The organism is Streptomyces sp. NPDC058335, from assembly GCF_042723915.1.
Lineage (GTDB): Bacteria > Actinomycetota > Actinomycetes > Streptomycetales > Streptomycetaceae > Streptomyces.
This window is the reverse complement of sequence record NZ_JBHXHX010000012.1, coordinates 46,174-65,786: the sequence shown is the minus strand read 5'-3', so window position 1 is coordinate 65,786 and position 19,613 is coordinate 46,174. Positions and strand designations below refer to the sequence as shown.

Here is a 19,613-nt window from a genome sequence, read left to right as displayed (position 1 = left end):
GTGTAGGACGATCGGGAACCCCAGCGGGTTCCGCGCCGTTGGAGCATGCAGACGGGTTCGTCAGCCTTCCCCGTGCGGCTTCGCGCGACAATGCTGGGGTACCGTCAGAAGAACTGTCTTATCAAACTCACTATGGCAGGAGGGACGGGGCGGCACCGCTCCGTATGGATGGACGTGAAGCGATACTTCCGTGGGCCGGTCATGTGGATCGTGCTGGCCGTCCTTGCCGTGGTCGTGTTGATGCAGGTCGTCGGCTCGTCCGGCGGCTACAAGACGGTGGACACAGGCCAGGTCGTTGCAGCGATCAACGACAACAAGGTCGAGTCGGCCAAGCTCACCACCGGTGACGAGCAGATCATCAAGGTCACGCTCAAGGACGGCACAAAGGTCAAGGGCAGCTCGAAGATCCAGGCGAGCTACATCGGCGATCAAGGCGTGACCATCGCCAACACCCTGCAGACCAAATTCCAGGACAAGCAGATTCCGGACGGTTACACGGTCTCGCCGACGAAGCAGAACGCTTTCGTCGGGATTCTGCTGTCCCTGCTCCCCTTCGTCCTCATCGTCGTCGTCTTCCTGTTCCTGATGAATCAGATGCAGGGTGGCGGCTCCCGGGTCATGAACTTCGGCAAGTCCAAGGCGAAGCTCATCACCAAGGACACGCCGAAGACGACGTTCGCGGACGTCGCCGGCTCGGACGAGGCCGTCGAGGAGCTCCACGAGATCAAGGAGTTCCTCCAGGAACCGGCGAAGTTCCAGGCCGTCGGCGCCAAGATTCCCAAGGGTGTGCTCCTGTACGGGCCTCCCGGCACCGGCAAGACCCTGCTCGCACGCGCCGTCGCCGGCGAGGCGGGCGTCCCCTTCTACTCGATCTCCGGTTCCGACTTCGTCGAGATGTTCGTCGGTGTCGGTGCCTCCCGAGTGCGTGACCTCTTCGAGCAGGCCAAGGCGAACGCCCCGGCGATCGTCTTCGTCGACGAGATCGACGCGGTCGGCCGCCATCGCGGCGCCGGCCTCGGCGGTGGTCACGACGAGCGTGAGCAGACGCTGAACCAGCTGCTCGTCGAGATGGACGGCTTCGACGTGAAGGGCGGCGTGATCCTCATCGCCGCCACGAACCGGCCCGACATCCTCGACCCGGCGCTGCTGCGCCCCGGCCGTTTCGACCGCCAGATCGCGGTCGACCGTCCGGACATGCAGGGCCGTCTGGAGATCCTCAAGGTTCACCAGAAGGGCAAGCCGGTCGCGCCCGACGTCGACCTGGCCGCCGTCGCCCGCCGCACCCCCGGCTTCACGGGTGCCGATCTCTCCAACGTGCTGAACGAGGCCGCGCTCCTTACGGCCCGCTCGGACCTGAAGCTGATCGACAACCACATGCTGGACGAGGCGATCGACCGCGTGGTCGCGGGCCCGCAGAAGCGGACCCGGATCATGTCGGACAAGGAGAAGAAGATCACCGCGTACCACGAGGGCGGCCACGCCCTGGTCGCGGCGGCTTCCCCCAACTCCGACCCGGTCCACAAGATCACGATCCTGTCCCGCGGCCGGGCGCTCGGTTACACGATGGTGCTCCCGGAAGAGGACAAGTACTCGACCACCCGCAACGAGATGCTCGATCAGCTCGCCTACATGCTGGGCGGTCGCGCGGCCGAGGAACTGGTCTTCCACGACCCGACCACGGGCGCCGCGAACGACATCGAGAAGGCCACTGCCACGGCCCGCGCGATGGTCACCCAGTACGGCATGACCGAGCGTCTCGGCGCCATCAAGTTCGGCGGCGACAACACCGAGCCCTTCCTCGGCCGTGAGATGGCTCACCAGCGCGACTACTCGGAAGAGGTCGCCGCGCTGGTCGACGAAGAGGTCAAGAAGCTCATCGAGAACGCGCACAACGAGGCCTGGGAGATCCTGGTCGAGAACCGCGACGTGCTCGACAACCTGGTGCTCCGGCTGCTGGAGAAGGAGACGCTGAACAAGGAGGAGATCGCCGAGATCTTCTCCGCCATCGTCAAGCGCCCGGCCCGGCCCGCCTGGACCGGCTCCTCGCGGCGTACGCCGTCCACCCGTCCGCCGGTGCTCTCCCCCAGGGAGCTGGCACTGACCAACGGGGCCAACGGCGCGACGCCCGCGATCAGCACCGCCAAGTCCTCCGCGGTGGACCCGGCCTCGGTGGCCGACCCGGTCCCCGAGGAACGTCCGGAGAGCTGACGCTCCGGGTCCCGGTGGCCCCACCAGGCCCGGAATGGATGCCGCGCCCCCCAGGTTCTAGCCTGGGGGGCGCGGCATTTCGGTTATGGCCGCACAATCACGCGTGATCCACACGCGACCCGCACAGGAACGAGGCACAGAATGACCGACCCCGTGACGCTGGACGGCGAGGCCCTCGTCGGCGCGTTCGACGAGAAGCGGGCCGAGAACGCCGTACGTGAGCTGCTGATCGCGGTCGGCGAGGATCCGGACCGGGAAGGGCTGCGGGAGACGCCCGCGCGGGTGGCGCGGGCCTACCGGGAGATATTCGCGGGGCTGTGGCAGCAGGCCGAGGACGTGCTGACCACGACGTTCGACCTCGGGCACGACGAGATGGTGCTCGTGAAGGACATCGAGGTCTACAGCACCTGTGAGCACCATCTGGTGCCGTTCCGCGGTGTCGCCCACGTCGGGTACATCCCGGCCACCAGCGGAAAGATCACCGGCCTGTCCAAGCTGGCCCGGCTGGTGGACGTCTACGCCCGCCGCCCCCAGGTGCAGGAACGTCTCACCACGCAGATCGCGGACTCCCTGATGGAGATCCTGGAGCCGCGCGGAGTCATCGTCGTCGTGGAGTGCGAGCACATGTGCATGTCCATGCGGGGCATCCGCAAGCCAGGTGCCAAGACCATCACCTCGGCGGTGCGTGGACAGCTGCGGGACGCGGCGACGCGCAACGAGGCGATGAGCCTCATCATGGCCCGCTGAGACCGCTCATCACGGGCCGCTGAGGCGATTCGGCGGCGGTTCTACGCCGCCGAGGCCGCGCCCGAGTTGTTGTCGTCGTCGTCCTCGGGGAGCTTGCAGACGTGCTCCAGGAAGATGGCCGCCGCTATGACACCGAAGCCGGCCAGGACCGAGAACCCGGCGTAGATGGCCTGGTCGCGGCGGGCCGGGATGTCGAGGGACTCCAGCAGGAAGGCGCCGGTACCGCCGTACATTCCGGAGACCAGGGCGGCGACGAGCGCGCTGGCCTGGCCGAAGACGACCGCGCGGGCCGCCATCAGAGGATCGACGCCCTTGGCCTCCGGGCGGCGTTCGCGCTGTGCCTTGAGACGGGCGCGGATCGAGAGCGCCGTGGCCAGCAGCACCGTGGCGATCACGGCGAGGACGATGGGGGCGGCCAGCGGGACGCTGGGCAGGGTCCCGACCGAGTTCCAGAGGCGGGCACCCGCCCAGGACAGAACTCCCGCGACGACGAAGACGCCGGCCAGCATCCTGATGCGCAGCTCTCTCACGGTGTCCCTTCGCATTCCCCCGGGTTCCACGGCCCGTGGCCGTGGACGATCGTCGTCCTGACCTTAACGACTACTCGGGCAGCCGGAGTTCCAGGTCCTTGCGAGCGGCCACACCGTCGCGCGACACGGTGTCGAGCAGCTCGGCGACCGCGCCGCGGCCGGGCACCTGGGCGTCGGGCTCCACGTCGTGCCACGGGGCGAGGACGAAGGCGCGTTCATGGGCGCGCGGGTGGGGCAGGGTCAGCGACGGATCGGCGGAGACGACATCGGCGTACGCCACGATGTCGACGTCCAGGGTGCGCGCGCCCCAGCGCTCCTCCCGGACGCGGTGGAAGGCCTCCTCGACCGCGTGCGCCCGCTCCAGCAGGGACGACGGGGGCAGCGTCGTCTTCAGGACGACGATCGCGTTGAAGTACGACGGCTGGCTGCCCGGCTCCACGCCCCACGGCTCGGTCTCGTACACCGGGGAGACGGCCTTGATCCGCACGCCCGGGGTGTCCTCCAGGGCGTCGATGGCGCCCTGGAGGGTCTCCAGCCGGTTGCCCAGGTTGGAGCCGATGGAGATCACGGCCCGTTTCGGGTTGTGCAGGGTGGTGTCGGCGGCGTCGACCTTCTCGACGACGGAGGCGGGCACCGGCTGTACGGTCGGGTCACTCTGCCCCTCGGTGAAGAACGCGGTCATACTCGGCTCCGGGTGATGGTGACGGTCACGTCGTCGAAGGGGACCGTGATCGGTGCGTCCGGTTTGTGGACGCAGACCTCGACCTCCTGGACCCCTTCGTGCTTCAGACAGGCCTGGGCGATGCGCTCGGCGAGCGTCTCGATGAGGTCGACCGGCTCGCCCTGGACGACGGCCACGACCTCCTCCGCCACGATGCCGTAGTGCACGGTCTTCGCCAGGTCGTCGTCGGCCGCGGCCGGACGGGTGTCCAGGCCCAGGACGAGGTCCACGATGAAGGTCTGGCCCTCCTCGCGCTCCCTGGGGAACACGCCGTGGTACCCACGGGCCTTGAGGCCGCGCAGCGCGACACGATCCACGCGAATCACTCCTGCAATCGTCGGGAACGGCCGGTCCGTACCGCGTGCGGGCGGCACACCGGCCTCGAACGAATCTACCTGCGAGCACTGACACGGCCGGGCCGCGGGGGCACCGGCCGCGTCGGAGCCAGGAGGATTCACCGTGTGTTTCCCCCGGGGAACCCGGTGGCTCACGGGCTGGTAGCCGCGCCTACCCAGGGATGCGTGATTCCAACCACGTCCTGCTCCCGATGGCCCACCCGGCCCGCTTGGCGCCTACCCGCTCAGGACGGGGATTCCTCGTCGGGGTCCTCTCCGTTCTCGGCGTTCTCCGCCATGACCGGGGAGGCGTGGTGCGACCAGAGCTTCCAGCCGTCGGGGGTGCGGCGGAACACGTTCGTGGCGACCACCAGCTGGCCCACGAGGGGTCCCAGCTCCTCGCCGGCCTCCGGGGCCGGGCCGCCGCTGAGGATGTTCTCGGTGCAGGTCACCAGGGCCGTGTCACCGGAGACGGACACATGCACATCGGTGAGGAAGAACTGGATGTAGTCGGTGTTCGCCATGATCAGCGCGTACGACCGCAACACCTCGCCGCGCCCGGTGAGCACCGGCCATCCCGGGTGTACGCAGGAGACGACGCCCACGTCCGCCGGGTCGTGGAACTCCTCGTCGACGCCCAGGTCGGAGGGGGTGAGCCAGAGCGAGGACACCACGTCGAAGTCGCCCTGTTCGAGTGCCTCGTAGAAGGCCGTGTTGGCGGCCTCGACCTGCTCGACATCGGTGTGGGGGGCGCTCACCGGGCTCCTTCTGCGCCGTGCGGGGTGTCCGAGGGGCGCGTGTCCTGAGGGGCTGGCGCGTCGGGCGTGCTGTGCGCCCCGTCCGCCGTGCCCACGCCCGGCGTGTGACCGTCCGCGCGCGCTCCTTCCACGGCGCGCGCGACGCGCACCGCGTCCGCCGTCGCGCGCACCTCGTGCACACGCACCGCCCAGGCGCCGGCCTGCGCCGCGAGGGCGGATACGGCGGCCGTGGCGGCGTCGCGCTCGCGCGCGGGCGGGGGCGCGCCCTCCGGCCCCGCCAGCACCCGGCCGAGGAACCGCTTGCGGGAGGCGGCGACGAGCAGGGGATGGCCCAGCCCGTGCAGCCGGTCGAGGCGGGCGAGCAGGGAGAGGTCGTGGCCGGCCTCCTTGGAGAAGCCGAGTCCCGGGTCGACGACCACCCGGTCGGGGGCGATGCCGCCCGCCAGGACGGCGTCCACGCGTGTGTGCAGTTCGTCGACGACTTCGCGGACGACATCGTCGTAGACGCCCTTGACGTTGCCGCCCTCGAGGAAGCCGCGCCAGTGCATGACGACGAAGGGGGCGCCGGCGTCGGCGACGACCGGGATCATCTCCGGGTCGGCGAGGCCGCCGCTGACGTCGTTGACGAGCGCCGCGCCCGCGGCGAGGGCCTGGGCGGCGACGGAGGCGCGCATGGTGTCGACGGAGACGACGACCCCTTCGGAGGCGAGGCCGCGGACGACGGGGACGACGCGCCGGAGTTCCTCCGCCTCGTCGACCCGGGTGGCGCCGGGCCGGGTGGACTCGCCGCCGACGTCGACCAGGTCGGCCCCCTCGGTGACCAGCGCGAGTCCGTGCTTGACCGCGGCCGTCGTGTCGAACCAGCGGCCGCCGTCGGAGAAGGAGTCGGGGGTCACGTTGACGACCCCCATGACCGCGCACCGGTCCCAGTCCGGAAGGCCGGCGACGCGCCCTCGTCCGCTCTGCTTGCTCATACGTTCAGCCTAGGCCCAGCGGGGGCCGCCATACCGGGTGGCCCGGGGGGAAGCCCCAGGGCTGAGGGGGTGGGGCATCCACCCGGGCCGGTCCCGATGCGGCGTCGGTCCGCTCGTCTCCGTGCCGTTCCGCCTCCCGTCCCGGCTACGCCGCCCGCACGTTTCTGTCGGCCATCGTGTGCTCGGCCACCGAGTGGGCACACGCGCGTGCCGCGGACGTACGGCGGCGCAGGAAGCGCGGCAGGGGCAGGGCGAGGTTGACGAAGCCCTCGGCCTGCATGGCGGCGAAGCCGATGCGGGGGAGGTCCCCGGAGGCCCGGTAGACGACGAAACGGGGCTCCCACCGGGGCTGGAACTTGGCGTTGAACTTGTACAGCGACTCGATCTGGAACCAGCGCGAGAGGAAGACCAGCAGTCCGCGCCAGGCGCGCAGCACCGGTCCGGCGCCGATCTTCTCGCCGCGGGCCAGTGCCGAGCGGAACATGGCGAAGTTGAGCGACACGCGCGCGATGTCGAACTTGGGGGCCGCCTGGAGGGAGGCGACGATGAGGAGTTCGTTCATGCCGGGGTCGGCCGAGCGGTCGCGTCGCATCAGGTCCAGGGAGGCGCCGTCCGGGCCCCACGGCACGAAGTGCAGGATCGCCTTGAGGTCGCCGTAGGGACCCGGTTCGGCGTCGGCCTTGTGGGCGGTGGCGATCAGGCAGTCGCCGTCGGTGGCGTCGCCGATGCGGCCGAGTGCCATGGAGAAGCCGCGCTCGGTGTCGGTGCCGCGCCAGTCCTCCGCGGCGAGCCGGATGCGCTCCAGTTCGCCTTCGCCGATGTCACGGACACGTCGGACCCGGGTCTCGTAACCGGCGCGTTCGATGCGCTTCACCATCTGGCGCACGTTGCGCATCGCGCGGCCGGCCAGCGAGAAATCCGCGACGTCCACCACCGCCTCGTCGCCCAGTTCCAGGGCGTCCAGTCCGGTCTCGCGGGTCCACACCTCGCCACCGGTCTCGGAGCAGCCCATGACGGCGGGCGTCCAGGAGTGGGCCTTGGCCTCGTCCATGAAGCGCTCGATCGCGCCTGGCCAGGCCTCCACGTCGCCGATGGGGTCGCCGCTGGCGAGCATCACGCCGGAGACGACGCGGTAGGTCACGGCCGCCTTGCCGCTGGGGGAGAAGACGACGGCCTTGTCGCGGCGGAGCGCGAAGTGGCCGAGCGAGTCCCGGCGGCCGTGCTTGTCCAGCAGGGCGCGCAGCCGGACCTCGTCCTCCTCGGTGAGGCGCGCGGCCGGGTGCTCCGGGCGGAAGGCGAGGTAGACGGTGGTGATGGCGGTGAGCAGGCCCAGGGCGCCCAGGGAGAAGGCGACCGTCCAGGAGGTGTTGCCCTGGTAGTCGACCGGGCCCTCGAAGCCGAAGAGGCCGTACAGGACGTGGGAGATGCGGTCGGCCAGGCTGGGGTCGCCGACCATGCGCCCCGGATGGGCGCTGACGATGACCAGGCCCAGTCCGAGGGAACCGGCGCCCATGAGGACGAAGTTGGCCAGCGCGCGCCAGCGGCTGCGCGGGTCGGGCAGGGCCGCGAACTGGTCGCGGTGGCGCAGCAGCGGCACCAGGAGCGCGACGGAGATCAGCGCGCCGACGAGTGAGTGCCGGTAGGTGAACTGCGCGACGGCACCCGCCGGGAGCAGGGCGACGGCCGCGCGCCAGGCGCGCCGCTTGCTGCGCTTGAGGCCGTGCGCGAGGAGCAGCAGCAGGACGCCGGTGCTCAGCGAAAGGGCCGCCGCGAACGGGCCGAGCGCGCCGGGCAGCACCTCGGCCATGGTGTGCATACGGCTGTGGCGGAACCGCGGGAAGACCCCGGCGGCGACGTCCAGCAGGCCCACGAGGGCGCAGGCCCGGCCGATGAGGGCGGGCACGGCCTCGGGGCGCGGCCCCCTGATCAGCTGCCGCACCCGGCTTGATCGATTCGGAACCCCGATCGACATTTCCCCATCTTCCCTGACAGACATCGCATCCCGTAGTTCCGCGAGAGACTCTGAAATCCGGTGCCGATTCGGGCATCCGGCGACATTGCGCCCTCTAGGACGGTGTCTCGGGGGGAGAGGTTCACTCGTCTCTTTCAAAGCCGCCGAAAAGGCAAGGGAAAGTCCGGGGCAAGCCCTCGCGGGGAGCGGGGGCCACGGGAACCCGGACGGAGAGCGCAGGCAGGAACACCCATGGGTCTCACGAGCACAACAGTGCTGCTGCTGGCAGTGCTGTCCGCCGTACTGCTGTTCGTCGGCACGGTGTGGCAGTGGCCGCGTCTGGCCGGGCGCGGCTGGCGGGCCGTCAGCGCGCGCGTCGCCCTGCTGCTGGCCACCCAGCTGGCCCTCTTCGCGTCCGTGGGGCTCGCCGCGAACCAGGCCTTCGGGTTCTACGCCAGCTGGGCGGACCTGTTCGGCCAGGAGACCGAGCAGGGCGTCGTCGTCGACCATGCGGGCGGCGGGCCGCTGCGGGTGCTCGACACCCGGCGCGTGGAGGGCGGCGGCGGGCGGCCGGAGTTCGGCGGCCAGATCCAGAAGGTCGCCGTCAACGGCCGTACGACGCGCATAGCCTCGCCCGCCTTCGTGTACCTGCCGCCGGAGTACTTCGACCCGCACGACCGCGCGCGTACGTTCCCGGCGGCCGTCGTCCTCACCGGCTATCCCGGCACCGCGGAGGCCCTCGTGGACAAGCTGGACTACCCGCGCACCGCGCGCGGGCTCGCCGAGGACGGCCGCATGCAGCCGATGATCCTCGTGATGATGCGGCCGACGGTGGCGCCGCCGCGGGACACGGAGTGCGTGGACATCCCCGGCGGACCGCAGACCGAGTCCTTCTTCGCCAAGGATCTGCCGGCCGCCGTGACGGCCCACTACAGGGTGAACAGGACGCCCGGCAGCTGGGGTGTCATCGGCGACTCCACGGGCGGTTACTGCGCACTGAAGCTGGCGATGCACCACCCCGAGGTCTACGGGGCGGGCGCCGGCCTCTCGGCGTACTACAAGGCGCCGACCGACCCGACGACCGGTGACCTGTTCCACGGCGACGAGACGCTGCACAACGAGGCCGATCTGCGGTGGTTCCTGAAGCACCGGCCCGCGCCCGACACCTCGTTGCTCGTCACCAGCAGCAAGGTTGGAGAATCCAACTACAAGGCCACGTTGAAGTTCATTGAACTGGCGAAGGCCACCAACAGGACAAGGATCTCGTCGATCGTCCTCGAAAGCGGCGGGCACAACTTCAACACCTGGCGGCGGGAGATCCCGCCGACTCTGGAGTGGATCAGCGGGCGGCTGAGCGGCGGCTGAGCGGCCGGTGACGTCGGCGGACGGCCGGTGGTGGCCGTGGCGACCAGAAATGATCTTGATTGCCGGTGAATTCGGCGACCGGTTTCTTTCCTGATGCCGCGTGAGAGCTTCGGTGTGGCTGTGTTTTTACGGGGCGGGGCGCCAACATTCGCCTACGCGCGGTAAGTTTCTGGCCATGCCACGTGGACGTCACCGCCATTCCCCACCTTTGCACCGGCTGCTGCCTCCTTCGGCGATCGCAGGCGTCTCCCTCGTCTGCGCGCTCGGTCCCTGGGTCTTCACGGAGCCATCGTTGCTCCGGGCTCTGGCCGCGGCCGCCGCGGCGACGGCGGTCGGGAGCGCGTTCGTCATGCGCCGCTGGGACATCCAGGCCGGCAAACAGGTGGCCGACCTCACGCGCGCGCGTGCGGGCGACGAGTGGCGTCACGAGGAGCGGGTCGCCGAACTGGAGAGCGACCTCGAGGAGTCGCGCGAGCTGCGCGTGAAGCTGGAGCAGCGGCTGCGGGCCAAGCGCGCCGAACTGGCCGGACTGCGCAACGAACACGCGTCCCTGCTGCGCCGTTACGCGACGGCGGAGACCGAGCGGGCGAGCGCCCTGGAGGGCCGCCGCCTGCTCGAGATAGAGAGCGCGGTCCCGTCGCTGGCGCTGCCGCCCGCGCGGGTCGCGGAGGACGACGCGGACGCGGCGGAGACGCGGAAGGCCGCAGTCGAGACGCGGGAACCGGCCGAGGGCGACGCCACGGAGGCCGCGGGTACGGAGGCCGAGGCACCCGAGACCGGAACCACCGACGCCGCCGACGCTTCCGACACCGTCGAGGACGAGGACGAGGAGGAGACCCCCGCGGTCTTCTCCCCCTCCGGGTCCAAGCTGTTCCTGCGGGCACAGGCCGCGTTGGCCCGCTTCGACACCGACGGCCCGAAGCCTGTGCAGAGCACGGGCACGGACGACGAGCCCACCGACGCCGAGCCCGTCCGCGCCGCCGCCCCCGCCGCCCCCGCCGAGTCCGGCGGCGACGCGGAGGCCGCGCGGGAGGACGAGGTCAAGGGGAAGCCCGAGGCGGTCGACGAGCACGCGCGCGCGGCCGCCCCCCATCTGACCGCGGAGGCGGACGACACGCCGGACGAGAAGGTCACCCCGGAGGAGCCCACCGCCCGGACGAAGTCCGAGGACACCCCGCCCGCCGAAGAGGCCGAAGCAGTGGAGGCCCCCGAAGCCCCCGAGACCCCCGAGGCCCCCGAGGTCGCCCCCGTGGCGGCCACCGGCACCGGCGCGCTCGCCGCGCCCTCCGCCGCCCCCGCGCAGCGGCCCTCCGGCCACTTCACGGTCCCGACCGCGGTCGCCGTCGTACCGGCCACGCAGCCGGTACGACGTCCCGTGGCCGAGGGCGGTTTCGACTTCTTCGGGGCGGAGAAGGCCACGGCGTCCGCCGCGCTGGAGGCCGTGCAGAACGAGGACCTCGCCGATGTCGTGGGCGAGGAGGCGCTCGCGCTCCACAAGGCCGAGGCCGGGGCGGAGTTCAAGCCGGCCCACGAGCAGGAGCGCGCCGTCGGCCAGGTCATCGACCTGACCGCGCACGACGAGACCGAGCAGATCGACGTCCAGGGACTGCGCAGCGCGGTCTCCTGAACGGCCCGCCGGAAGACCTCGGCCCGCCACGCCCTGCGGCGCGGCGGGCCGCGGTGCGCCCGGCGGTCACGCCATCCACTGGTCGGAGCGCGCGTCGCGGCGCCCGGTGCGGGACCGCTCCGCCTGGCCGCCCAGCAACTCCGCCGCTTCCTGTGCGTCCCGCAGACGCGCCGTCACCGTCTTGTTGGCCCCCGTGTCCACATGGACGTCGGCGAGGCGCCACAGCCGCTTCCAGGGCCCCTGGGACAGGCGCACGCTCTGCACCTTCGCATGCGGCACGAGCGCCACGCTGCGGCGCAGCAACCCGTGCCGGGCGACGAACACCGCGCCCGTGACGGCGATGCCGTAGCCCCGCCACCACAGTGGGAGGCACCGCCCGGCCCGGCGCGGCGGCCGGGACAGGGCGGCCGTCGCCGGCACCTCCGTGCCGGGCAGCACGCGCGCGATGACGGCCTCGGCGGCCGCGCGCGGGGCGACCGGCACGAGCACGGAGTTGGCCGAGCCGGCCACGTCCAGCTCGACCCGCACCCACCCGCGCCGCCGCCACAGCAGCGGTTCGACGATGCGGACCGTCTGCACCCGGCCGGGCGGCACCGTCTCGTGCGTACGGTCGAGCAGGCCGTGGTCGATCCGCAGCCCGTCCGGGGACTCGCCGACCGTCCAGTCGTACTCGCCGACGAACCGTCCCGCACTGCTCGCGCCCGCCGCGCCCAGCAGCGGCACGCCGGTGGCGAGGACCGTCCACACGCTGTGTGTGGCGAGCCACAGGACCGGGGGCACGACGAGCGCGGCGGCGAGCGCGCCCCAGGTGGCGCCGGTCAGCATCAGGGCGATCGCCAGTTCGCGTGCGGGCACGCGCAGCAGTTCGCGCGAGGGCGCCTCGCCCACCTCATGGGCCGTCTCGGGCGCGAAGCCCGCCGCGCGCGCGAGCAGCTCCGCGCGCAGGGCGCGTGCCTCCGACTCGCCCAGGAAGGCCAGTTCGTCCTTCTTGTCGGCACCGACGACGTCGAGGCGCAGCTTCGCGACGCCCACGATCCGCGCGAGCAGCGGTTGGGTGACATCGACCGCCTGGAGGCGGTCGAGCCGGATGTGCGCGGTGCGCCGGAACAACAGGCCGGTGCGGATGCGCAGTTCGCTGTCCGTCACCGCGAAGTGGGTGAACCACCAGGACAGGAACCCGTAGAGGGAGGCCGCGGGCACGACCACCGCGAGCACGATCAGCAGGGTCGTCGTGGTCAGCCGGGTCAGCTGCTCCTGGGCCTGGTTCGGATCGTGCGCCGCCCATCCCACGACCACGGCGACGGGCGCCCACGCCCGCCTGAACGGCGTCACCGGATGCAGCCGCCGCTCGACGACCACCCGCTTCGGCCGTACGCCCTCGTCGACGCCCGGCGTCGTCACAGCCCCGCCGATCGGGCCTCGCCCAGCGCGGTCAGCCGGTCCCGCAGCCGTTCCGCCTCGGCCGGGTCCAGACCGGGGATCGTCGCGTCGGTCGCCGCGGCAGCGGTGTGCAGCTGCACGCTGGCGAGCCCGAAGTGCCGCTCCACGGGACCGGAGGTCACCTCCACGAGCTGCATCCGCCCGTACGGGACGACCGTCTCCTCGCGCCACAGCACGCCCCGGCTGATCAGCAGGTCGTCCGCGCGCTCGGCGTACCGCCAGGAGAGCCAGTTGCGGCCGAGCCCGACCCAGCCCCAGACCATCCCCACCAGGGGCAGCAGTGCGAACGCGGCCCACGCGGGGCCGGCGAACAGGCCGAGCAGTACTCCGACGGCGACCGCGGCCAGCCCCAGCCACACCACCAGCAACAGCCGCCGCATGCGCAGCAGCCCCCGCGGCAGCGCGGTCCACGGCGGCTCGGCCTCCGGTGTCGTTTCCGCGTCTGCCGCGCTCCCCGTTTCCATACCGCCAGCGTACGTAGGAGAGACTGGGTCCATGACTCCTACGACGGAGACCACGGTCGGGATCGGCGGTGCCGCGGAGAGCACCGACATGGTGCTCAACATCGGCCCCCAGCACCCCTCCACGCATGGCGTGCTGCGACTCAGGCTCGTGCTGGACGGCGAGCGCATCCGGCAGGCGGAGCCGGTGATCGGCTATATGCACCGCGGCGCGGAGAAGCTGTTCGAGGCCCGCGACTACCGCCAGATCATCGTGCTGGCCAACCGCCACGACTGGCTGTCGGCCTTCTCCAACGAGCTGGGCGTGGTCCTCGCCGTGGAACGGATGCTCGGCATGGAGGTGCCCCCGCGCGCGGTGTGGACGCGGACGCTCCTCGCGGAGCTGAACCGGGTGCTCAACCACCTGATGTTCCTGGGGTCGTATCCGCTGGAACTCGGCGGGATCACGCCGGTCTTCTACGCCTTCCGCGAGCGCGAGGTGCTCCAGAACGTCATGGAGGAGGTCTCCGGCGGGCGCATGCACTACATGTTCAACCGCGTCGGCGGCCTCAAGGACGACCTGCCGGCCGGCTGGGCGTCGCGCGCGCGTGGCGCGGTCACCGCCGTGCGTTCGCGCATGGACGTCTTCGACGACCTCGTGCTCGGCAACGAGATCTTCCGGGGCCGCACACGCGGCGTGGGCACCCTCACGCCGGCGGCCGTGCACGCGTACGGCGTGAGCGGGCCGATCGCGCGAGCCTCAGGCGTCGACTTCGACCTGCGCCGCGACGAGCCCTACCTCGCGTACGGCGAGTTGCAGGACACCCTGAAGGTGGTGGGCCGGACCGAAGGAGACTGTCTCGCGCGCTTCGAGTGCCTCCTGGAGCAGACGCACAACGCGCTGGACCTCGCGGACGCCTGTCTGGACCGCCTCGGAGACCTGCCGCCCGGCCCGATCAACCAGCGGCTCCCGAAGGTCCTCAAGGCGCCCGAGGGGCACACGTACGCGTGGACCGAGAACCCTCTCGGCATCAACGGCTACTACCTCGTCAGCAAGGGCGAGAAGACGCCGTACCGGCTGAAGCTGCGCTCGGCCTCGTACAACAACATCCAGGCGCTCACCGAGCTGCTGCCGGGCACGCTGGTCGCGGACATGGTGGCGATCCTGGGGTCGCTGTTCTTCGTCGTCGGGGACATCGACAAGTAGGCGGCGTGGGCGGCGGGTCACTCGGCGGCTGAGGCGTCCGGGACGAGTGGGTGCGGGATGCCCACCGGACGGAGAAGCCATGCGAAGTCGCCGAGCCCGCCCCGTGCGGTCAGTTCGGCCGCCTCGCCGGCGCCCGCCAGGGCACGCACGTAGGCGGCGGGGTCCGTGGAGGCGAGGGTGAGCGGGGGACGGGCGCCCGCCAAGCCCAGGGCGCGCAGGGCGGCGCGTTGCCGGAGGAGGAGCGGGCGCTCAGGCGTATGCGCCGGAGTGCACGCCTCCGCACACGCATCCAGTGCCACATGGGCCGTGATGTCGCAGGTGCCGTCCGGGACAGGTGAGGTCTCGCGGCCCTCCCGGAAGCCGGTGAGCGTGCCGAACGGAGGGCGCGCCTCCGCCGTGTGCGCGTAGTCCACGGCCACCGCGAGCCCTCGTGCGACACGGGAGACGGCGGCGGCCCAGGCACGGTCCCTCGGCAGTCCGATCTCGGCCCGGAGCCCCTCCTCGCCCGGCAGCGGCCACCACCGCGCGAGCCACTCCGCCTCGGCCCCGGACACCGGCTCGCCGAGCCGCTCGGCCCCGTCGTCGCGGACGAGGACCAGCCGGGGCACGCCCGCGGAGTCGACCTCGGCGACCTCCACCGGCACGTTGTCGAGCCACTCGTTGGCGAACAACAGGCCGTTGACCTGCGGCGGAGGCTCGGGCAGCCAGGTGATCCCGGGGGCGAGGCCCGCCGGGCGGGCGGCGACTTCGACGCCGTACGCGCGCGTGCGGGCAGCGACATCGGCGGGGAGTGCGGCGAGCACGCCGGTGACCAGTTCGCCGCGACCGGCGGCCATGTCGACGAAGTCGAGCGACGCGGGCCGGCCGAGCGCCTCGTCGACCCGGCACAGCAGCCGGGCCACGGCCTCGGCGAAGAGCGGGGAGGCGTGCACGGACGTGCGGAAGTGCCCGGCCGGACCCTCGGGGCGCAGGTAGAAGCCGTCCGGGCCGTACAGGGCGGCCTCGGCCGCGGCCCGCCAGCCGCGCCATCCGCCGGCGCCGGTCACCGTTTCGACCTCCGGATCGTCTCCACCACCTGATCAGACTAGGCGTACAGGCGATCACGGTCTCCACCTTGCGGAGTACGCGCGCCGGGCCCGGATCGGCCCTCCGGTTGACCCCTGCACACATCTTGCTTCCCTACTCTGGGTTACGTGCAGCGCCTCTACGACTTCCTCCGCAGACACCCGACCTTGGTCGACGGCTTCTGGGCCCTCGTCCTGTTCGGGATCTCTGTGGTCGCCGGAACCACCTCCGGCGAGAACCACGAGGGAACCGACTCCCTGGCGCTGCTCGTACCGATCGCCCTTCTGCTGGGCCTGGTGGTGGCGCTGCGGCGGCGCATGCCGGAGCGGATGCTGCTGCTGGCCTGCGCGCTCGGTCTCGCCCAGCTCGTGCTGGACGTCGCGACGACGGCCGCCGACTTCGCCCTGCTGGTGATCGTCTACACGGTCGCCGCGACGGGAGCCCGCTGGGCGTCCAGGCTCGCGCTGGGCATGGGCCTGTGCGCCGCGACCCTGGCACAGCTGCGCTGGCAGAACGAGCAGACGAGCGTGGCGGGCAACGTGGCCATAGTCGTCTTCCAGACGGTGCCGTTCGCGCTCGCCTGGGTGCTCGGCGACTCCGTGCGCACCCGGCGGGCGTACTTCGCCCAACTGGAGGAGCGCGCGGCGCGCCTGGAGAAGGAGCGCGAGGCGCAGGCGAAGGTCGCGGTCGCCGCCGAGCGCGCCCGGATCGCGCGCGAGCTGCACGACGTCGTCGCCCACAACGTGTCGGTGATGGTGGTGCAGGCCGACGGCGCCGCCTACGTCCTCGACGCGGCGCCGGACCAGGCCAAGAAGGCACTGGAGACGATCTCCTCGACCGGCCGCCAGGCCCTCGCCGAGATGCGCCGCCTGCTGGGCGTTCTGCGCACCGGCGAGCACGAGGAGGGCGGCGAGTACGTCCCGCAGCCGGACGTCGAGCAGATCGAGGACCTCGTACAGCAGTGCCGCGGCTCCGGCCTGCCCGTGGACTTCAAGGTCGAGGGCACCCCGCGGCCGCTGCCGAGCGGCGTCGAGCTGACGGCGTACCGGATCGTGCAGGAGGCGCTCACCAACACGCGCAAGCACGGGGGGCCGAACGCGGGCGCCAGCGTGCGCCTGGTCTACTTCGACGACGGTCTCGGTCTGCTGGTCGAGGACGACGGCAAGGGCGCCCCGCACGAGCTGTACGAGGAGGGCGGCGCCGACGGCGGAGGCCACGGCCTGATCGGGATGCGTGAGCGGGTCGGCATGGTCGGCGGCACGCTGGACGCGGGCCCGCGTCCCGGCGGAGGATTCCGCATCAGCGCGCTGCTCCCTCTCAAACCGGCGCATTGACGCCGACGCACGCCTTCTGTTGACACCTGTCACAACCCATGGAAGAGGACTCGATGACGATCCGCGTGATGCTCGTCGACGACCAGATGCTGCTGCGCACCGGGTTCCGGATGGTGCTCGCCGCTCAGCCGGACATGGAGGTCGTGGCCGAGGCGGGCGACGGCGTCGAGGCCCTCCAGGTGGTGCGTTCGACCGCGGTCGACGTGGTGCTGATGGACGTGCGCATGCCGAAGCTGGACGGGGTCGAGGCCACCCGGCGCATCTGCGCCGACCCGAACGCGCCCAAGGTGCTGATCCTGACCACCTTCGACCTCGACGAGTACGCCTTCTCCGGGCTGAAGGCGGGCGCCTCCGGCTTCATGCTGAAGGACGTGCCGCCGGGCGAGCTGCTCACCGCGATCCGCTCCGTGCACAGCGGCGACGCGGTGGTCGCGCCCTCCACCACCCGCCGCCTCCTCGACCGGTTCGCGCCCATGCTGCCCAGCGCGGGCAAGGAGCCCCAGCACAAGGAGCTGGAGCGGCTCACCGGGCGGGAACGCGAGGTCATGATCCTGGTCGCCCAGGGGCTGTCCAACGGGGAGATCGCGGCCCGGCTGGTGCTGTCCGAGGCGACCGTCAAGACCCACGTGGGCCGCATCCTGACGAAACTGGGGCTGCGGGACCGGGTGCAGGTGGTGGTCCTGGCGTACGAGACGGGGCTGGTGCGGGCGGGGGGCCACGGCTGAGGGCAGCTCCGGGTGCGTGCGGACGTACGGATCACCGCCGAACGCGCCCCGCGCGCGCCCGGCGGCCACTAGGGTCGGCGCATGCTCCTGTGGATCAACGGTCCCTTCGGGGGCGGCAAGACACAGACCGCACACGAGATCCGGCGCCGCCTGCCGGGCAGCGTCGTCTGCGACCCCGAACACGCCGGCTTCGGTCTGCGCCGCATGCTGCCGCCGGACCTGCGGGGCGACTTCCAGGACCTGGTGTCCTGGCGGCAGGGGGTCGTCGAGGTGCTCGACCTGGCGCTCCGTAAGCACGACGGCGTGGTGATGGTCCCCATGACGGTGACCGACCCGCGCTATTTCGCCGAGACCGTCGGCAGACTGGGCGAAATGGGCCACGACGTACGGCACTTCACGCTCCTCGCCCAGCGGGAGACCGTGGTGAAGCGGCTGCGCGAGCGGGGCCTGGGGCGCCTTCTCCGGTTGGCCGCCGGGAAGAAGGCGGTGCCTCGCAGGGAGAGTTGGGCCGTCGAGCAACTGGACCACTGTCTGGGACGGCTGCGTGAACCGGAGTTCGCCGAGCACCTGTGGACGGACCACACCAGCGTGCCGAAGACGGCCGACCGCATCGCCGTCCTGGCCGGGCTCACGCTGAGGCCGAACACCGAGGGGGCGCTGCGCACGCGGCTGCGCCAGGCGCGGATCGGCCTGAAGCACATCCGGTTCGACTGAGGACGGACTCCGCCGGTGAACGCCCAGGGCCTGTGGAGCGAGGTCCGCAGGGCTTACGGTGACGCCGTGAAGATGCTTCCGGAATGGGCCGTGCTCGCGCGGTGGGCCGCGTGGTGGGCCGCGGTCACGCTCGCCTTCTGGCTCCTGGGCCGGGTCGCGGACCAGCGGCCGAGCGTCCTGGGGTGCGCCGCGACAGCCGTCTTCGCGATCGCGGCGGGCGAACTCGGCGACCGATGGCGACGACGCCGGACCAGGATCCGCGCGGCGAGGCGTCGGGCACGCACCGGCGGTTCCGTAGGCTGACGGTCGCCGCCCGCAGCAGTCCGCGAGGACCCGCCCTATCTGAGGACCCCCTCCAGGAAGTCGCTGCCCAGCCGGGCCACCCGCGTCACGTCGAGCTGATGCAGCACGTACCGGCCGCGCCGGCGGGTGGTGATCAGGCCCGCCTTCTTCAGGACGGCCAGATGCCGGGATACCTCGGGGGCCGTCATGCCGTGCAGTTGGGCCAGCTCGCTCGTGGTGTACGCGCTGCGCGCCAGCTGGCGGCAGATCCGCATCCGGACGGGATGGGCCAGGGCTGTCATCCGAAGCGTGAGCTGCTCGACCGACGGCGGCGAGGCCAACTCCGGGGAGCCGACGGGGTAGTGCAGCACGGGCTGCCAGCCGCTCCGGTGCAGCACGCTGAGGTGGGGCCAGCCGAGACTGGTCGGCACGAGGAGCAGCCTGCCGCCCGCCGTGACGGTACGGCCCTCGATGAGCTTGTCGACGTCGATCCGGCCGGCTGCCTCGTCCAGGCTCAGGACGGGGGACACCGCCGCCAGCGCCTCCGCCATCCCGCGGTGCCGCAGCAGTTCCGTCTTGTGCCGGGCGTCCGCCGTCAGCTGGTGACTCAGCCGCGACCAGACCTCCGCGAAGAACGCCTCGTCGCAGTCCTCCAGGAAGCGCCGCAGCCATGCGCGCACGCTGGGCGGGTCGTCGAGCAGCCGCTGGGTGAACCGCACCTGCTGGGGACCGCGCGAGGCGGCCACCTCCAGGGCGCGACGGCGCACGCGCTCGTCCGTGAGGACCAGAGGTTGGTAGGAGCCGTAACTGATCACACAGGTGAACTCCAGGGCCGCGTCCACGAACTGCTCGTCCGTCAGCTTGTCGAGGAGGTCCAGCTCCTCGGCGAGCGTCCCGCGCGGGAGCGTGCTGCGGCCCGGGATACCGGCATACGGCATGAAGAGGTCCGAGAACGTCGTCCGCCACAGGAAGTCGGCCTCGCACATCCGGTCGGCGAGATGCGAGTCGAGGCGCGCGGTGACACTCGTGACCCAGCCCTGGAGGCCCGGATGGTGCCCCGGCTCGGACAGCGCGTGAAGCGCCATGCCGAGCTCGGCCAGGGGGGACGGCACGATCGCGACCCTCTCCGGCCGCAGCCCCGTGATGTCGATGCGCACGCTCATGCCCTCATGGTGCACCCCGCCACTGAC

Annotated in this window: 19 protein-coding genes; 9 read left to right on the top strand and 10 right to left on the bottom strand. The window is 71.7% G+C overall.

The genetic code is table 11. The features are described 5' to 3' along the window. Positions 1-168: 168 nt before the first annotated feature. Positions 169-2,208: an ATP-dependent zinc metalloprotease FtsH gene (gene ftsH, locus ACFWJX_RS23800; RefSeq protein WP_383247090.1), complete on the top strand. Its 2,040-nt coding sequence runs from the start codon at positions 169-171 to the stop codon at positions 2,206-2,208. A gap of 141 nt (positions 2,209-2,349) precedes the next feature. Continuing rightward, complete coding sequence (gene folE / locus ACFWJX_RS23795) at positions 2,350-2,955, top strand: GTP cyclohydrolase I FolE (RefSeq protein ID WP_383246579.1); 606 nt, start codon at positions 2,350-2,352, stop codon at positions 2,953-2,955. 41 nt (positions 2,956-2,996) lie between these two features. On the opposite strand, the gene ACFWJX_RS23790 is transcribed toward folE, so the two are convergent. The 6 genes from ACFWJX_RS23790 to ACFWJX_RS23765 form a co-directional block, all read right to left on the bottom strand. Continuing rightward, positions 2,997-3,485 (bottom strand): DUF3180 domain-containing protein, encoded by a 489-nt coding sequence (locus ACFWJX_RS23790; RefSeq protein ID WP_383246576.1) that lies wholly within the window; start codon positions 3,483-3,485, stop codon positions 2,997-2,999. 70 nt (positions 3,486-3,555) lie between these two features. Further along, entirely contained in the window at positions 3,556-4,167 is a 612-nt protein-coding gene (gene folK, locus ACFWJX_RS23785; RefSeq protein WP_383246573.1) for a 2-amino-4-hydroxy-6-hydroxymethyldihydropteridine diphosphokinase, read from the bottom strand. Continuing rightward, the gene (folB, locus tag ACFWJX_RS23780) at positions 4,164-4,523 is read right to left on the bottom strand and encodes a dihydroneopterin aldolase (RefSeq protein WP_383246571.1); all 360 of its coding nucleotides are present in this window, start codon (positions 4,521-4,523) and stop codon (positions 4,164-4,166) included. Before folB ends, folK begins: the two co-directional genes overlap by 4 nt. Before the next feature lie 263 nt (positions 4,524-4,786). Beyond that, positions 4,787-5,299 carry a nuclear transport factor 2 family protein gene (locus ACFWJX_RS23775; RefSeq protein ID WP_383246569.1) on the bottom strand — a complete coding sequence of 171 codons (513 nt, stop codon included), beginning with the start codon at positions 5,297-5,299 and terminating at the stop codon, positions 4,787-4,789. Beyond that, entirely contained in the window at positions 5,296-6,273 is a 978-nt protein-coding gene (folP, locus tag ACFWJX_RS23770) for a dihydropteroate synthase (RefSeq protein ID WP_383246566.1), read from the bottom strand. Before folP ends, ACFWJX_RS23775 begins: the two co-directional genes overlap by 4 nt. Positions 6,274-6,418: 145 nt before the next feature. Next, positions 6,419-8,245, bottom strand: a complete 1,827-nt coding sequence (locus tag ACFWJX_RS23765) for a phosphatidylglycerol lysyltransferase domain-containing protein (protein ID WP_383246561.1) — start codon at positions 8,243-8,245, stop codon at positions 6,419-6,421. A 231-nt stretch (positions 8,246-8,476) separates the two neighbouring features. On the opposite strand from ACFWJX_RS23765, the gene ACFWJX_RS23760 reads away from it, so the two are divergent. Beyond that, positions 8,477-9,589: an alpha/beta hydrolase gene (locus ACFWJX_RS23760; RefSeq protein WP_383246558.1), complete on the top strand. Its 1,113-nt coding sequence runs from the start codon at positions 8,477-8,479 to the stop codon at positions 9,587-9,589. 175 nt (positions 9,590-9,764) lie between these two features. Continuing rightward, positions 9,765-11,216: a hypothetical protein gene (locus tag ACFWJX_RS23755; protein ID WP_383246555.1), complete on the top strand. Its 1,452-nt coding sequence runs from the start codon at positions 9,765-9,767 to the stop codon at positions 11,214-11,216. Positions 11,217-11,282: 66 nt separating this feature from the next. On the opposite strand, the gene ACFWJX_RS23750 is transcribed toward ACFWJX_RS23755, so the two are convergent. Further along, positions 11,283-12,617, bottom strand: coding sequence for a PH domain-containing protein (locus ACFWJX_RS23750; protein WP_383246552.1), 1,335 nt, complete (start codon positions 12,615-12,617; stop codon positions 11,283-11,285). After that, positions 12,614-13,120, bottom strand: coding sequence for a PH domain-containing protein (locus ACFWJX_RS23745; RefSeq protein ID WP_383246549.1), 507 nt, complete (start codon positions 13,118-13,120; stop codon positions 12,614-12,616). The genes ACFWJX_RS23750 and ACFWJX_RS23745 overlap by 4 nt, the downstream gene beginning before the upstream one ends. Before the next feature lie 31 nt (positions 13,121-13,151). Here ACFWJX_RS23745 and ACFWJX_RS23740 point away from each other — a divergent pair, with 31 nt between their 5' ends. Continuing rightward, the gene (locus ACFWJX_RS23740; RefSeq protein ID WP_383246546.1) at positions 13,152-14,303 is read left to right on the top strand and encodes an NADH-quinone oxidoreductase subunit D; all 1,152 of its coding nucleotides are present in this window, start codon (positions 13,152-13,154) and stop codon (positions 14,301-14,303) included. A 17-nt stretch (positions 14,304-14,320) separates the two neighbouring features. Here the strand turns inward: ACFWJX_RS23740 and ACFWJX_RS23735 are convergent, their stop codons facing one another. Then, complete coding sequence (locus ACFWJX_RS23735) at positions 14,321-15,349, bottom strand: SAM-dependent methyltransferase (RefSeq protein ID WP_383246543.1); 1,029 nt, start codon at positions 15,347-15,349, stop codon at positions 14,321-14,323. Positions 15,350-15,496: 147 nt separating this feature from the next. Here ACFWJX_RS23735 and ACFWJX_RS23730 point away from each other — a divergent pair, with 147 nt between their 5' ends. The 4 genes from ACFWJX_RS23730 to ACFWJX_RS23715 all read left to right on the top strand — a co-directional run bounded on the left by ACFWJX_RS23730 (position 15,497) and on the right by ACFWJX_RS23715 (position 18,444). Continuing rightward, positions 15,497-16,702 (top strand): sensor histidine kinase, encoded by a 1,206-nt coding sequence (locus ACFWJX_RS23730; RefSeq protein WP_383246540.1) that lies wholly within the window; start codon positions 15,497-15,499, stop codon positions 16,700-16,702. Between the two features lie 53 nt (positions 16,703-16,755). Then, entirely contained in the window at positions 16,756-17,427 is a 672-nt protein-coding gene (locus ACFWJX_RS23725) for a response regulator (RefSeq protein ID WP_383246537.1), read from the top strand. An 81-nt stretch (positions 17,428-17,508) separates the two neighbouring features. Next, a complete protein-coding gene (locus ACFWJX_RS23720; protein ID WP_383246534.1) occupies positions 17,509-18,141 on the top strand; it encodes an AAA family ATPase in 633 nt (210 codons plus the stop codon). 66 nt (positions 18,142-18,207) lie between these two features. Then, positions 18,208-18,444: a hypothetical protein gene (locus ACFWJX_RS23715; protein ID WP_383246531.1), complete on the top strand. Its 237-nt coding sequence runs from the start codon at positions 18,208-18,210 to the stop codon at positions 18,442-18,444. 35 nt (positions 18,445-18,479) lie between these two features. Here the strand turns inward: ACFWJX_RS23715 and ACFWJX_RS23710 are convergent, their stop codons facing one another. Further along, positions 18,480-19,586 carry a DUF5937 family protein gene (locus tag ACFWJX_RS23710; RefSeq protein ID WP_383246528.1) on the bottom strand — a complete coding sequence of 369 codons (1,107 nt, stop codon included), beginning with the start codon at positions 19,584-19,586 and terminating at the stop codon, positions 18,480-18,482. Positions 19,587-19,613 lie beyond the last annotated feature (27 nt).

Excerpts from the sequence above, each read along its gene's own strand:
- ACFWJX_RS23725 (WP_383246537.1), top strand. The coding sequence starts at position 16,756 with ATGACGATCCGCGTGATGCTCGTCGACGACCAGATGCTGCTGCGCACC.
- ACFWJX_RS23760 (WP_383246558.1), top strand. The coding sequence starts at position 8,477 with ATGGGTCTCACGAGCACAACAGTGCTGCTGCTGGCAGTGCTGTCCGCC.
- ACFWJX_RS23755 (WP_383246555.1), top strand. The coding sequence starts at position 9,765 with ATGCCACGTGGACGTCACCGCCATTCCCCACCTTTGCACCGGCTGCTG.
- folE (WP_383246579.1), top strand. The coding sequence starts at position 2,350 with ATGACCGACCCCGTGACGCTGGACGGCGAGGCCCTCGTCGGCGCGTTC.
- ftsH (WP_383247090.1), top strand. The coding sequence starts at position 169 with ATGGACGTGAAGCGATACTTCCGTGGGCCGGTCATGTGGATCGTGCTG.
- folK (WP_383246573.1), bottom strand. The coding sequence starts at position 4,167 with ATGACCGCGTTCTTCACCGAGGGGCAGAGTGACCCGACCGTACAGCCG.
- folP (WP_383246566.1), bottom strand. The coding sequence starts at position 6,273 with ATGAGCAAGCAGAGCGGACGAGGGCGCGTCGCCGGCCTTCCGGACTGG.
- ACFWJX_RS23765 (WP_383246561.1), bottom strand. The coding sequence starts at position 8,245 with ATGTCGATCGGGGTTCCGAATCGATCAAGCCGGGTGCGGCAGCTGATC.
- ACFWJX_RS23745 (WP_383246549.1), bottom strand. The coding sequence starts at position 13,120 with ATGGAAACGGGGAGCGCGGCAGACGCGGAAACGACACCGGAGGCCGAG.
- ACFWJX_RS23740 (WP_383246546.1), top strand. The coding sequence starts at position 13,152 with ATGACTCCTACGACGGAGACCACGGTCGGGATCGGCGGTGCCGCGGAG.
- ACFWJX_RS23720 (WP_383246534.1), top strand. The coding sequence starts at position 17,509 with ATGCTCCTGTGGATCAACGGTCCCTTCGGGGGCGGCAAGACACAGACC.
- ACFWJX_RS23710 (WP_383246528.1), bottom strand. The coding sequence starts at position 19,586 with ATGAGCGTGCGCATCGACATCACGGGGCTGCGGCCGGAGAGGGTCGCG.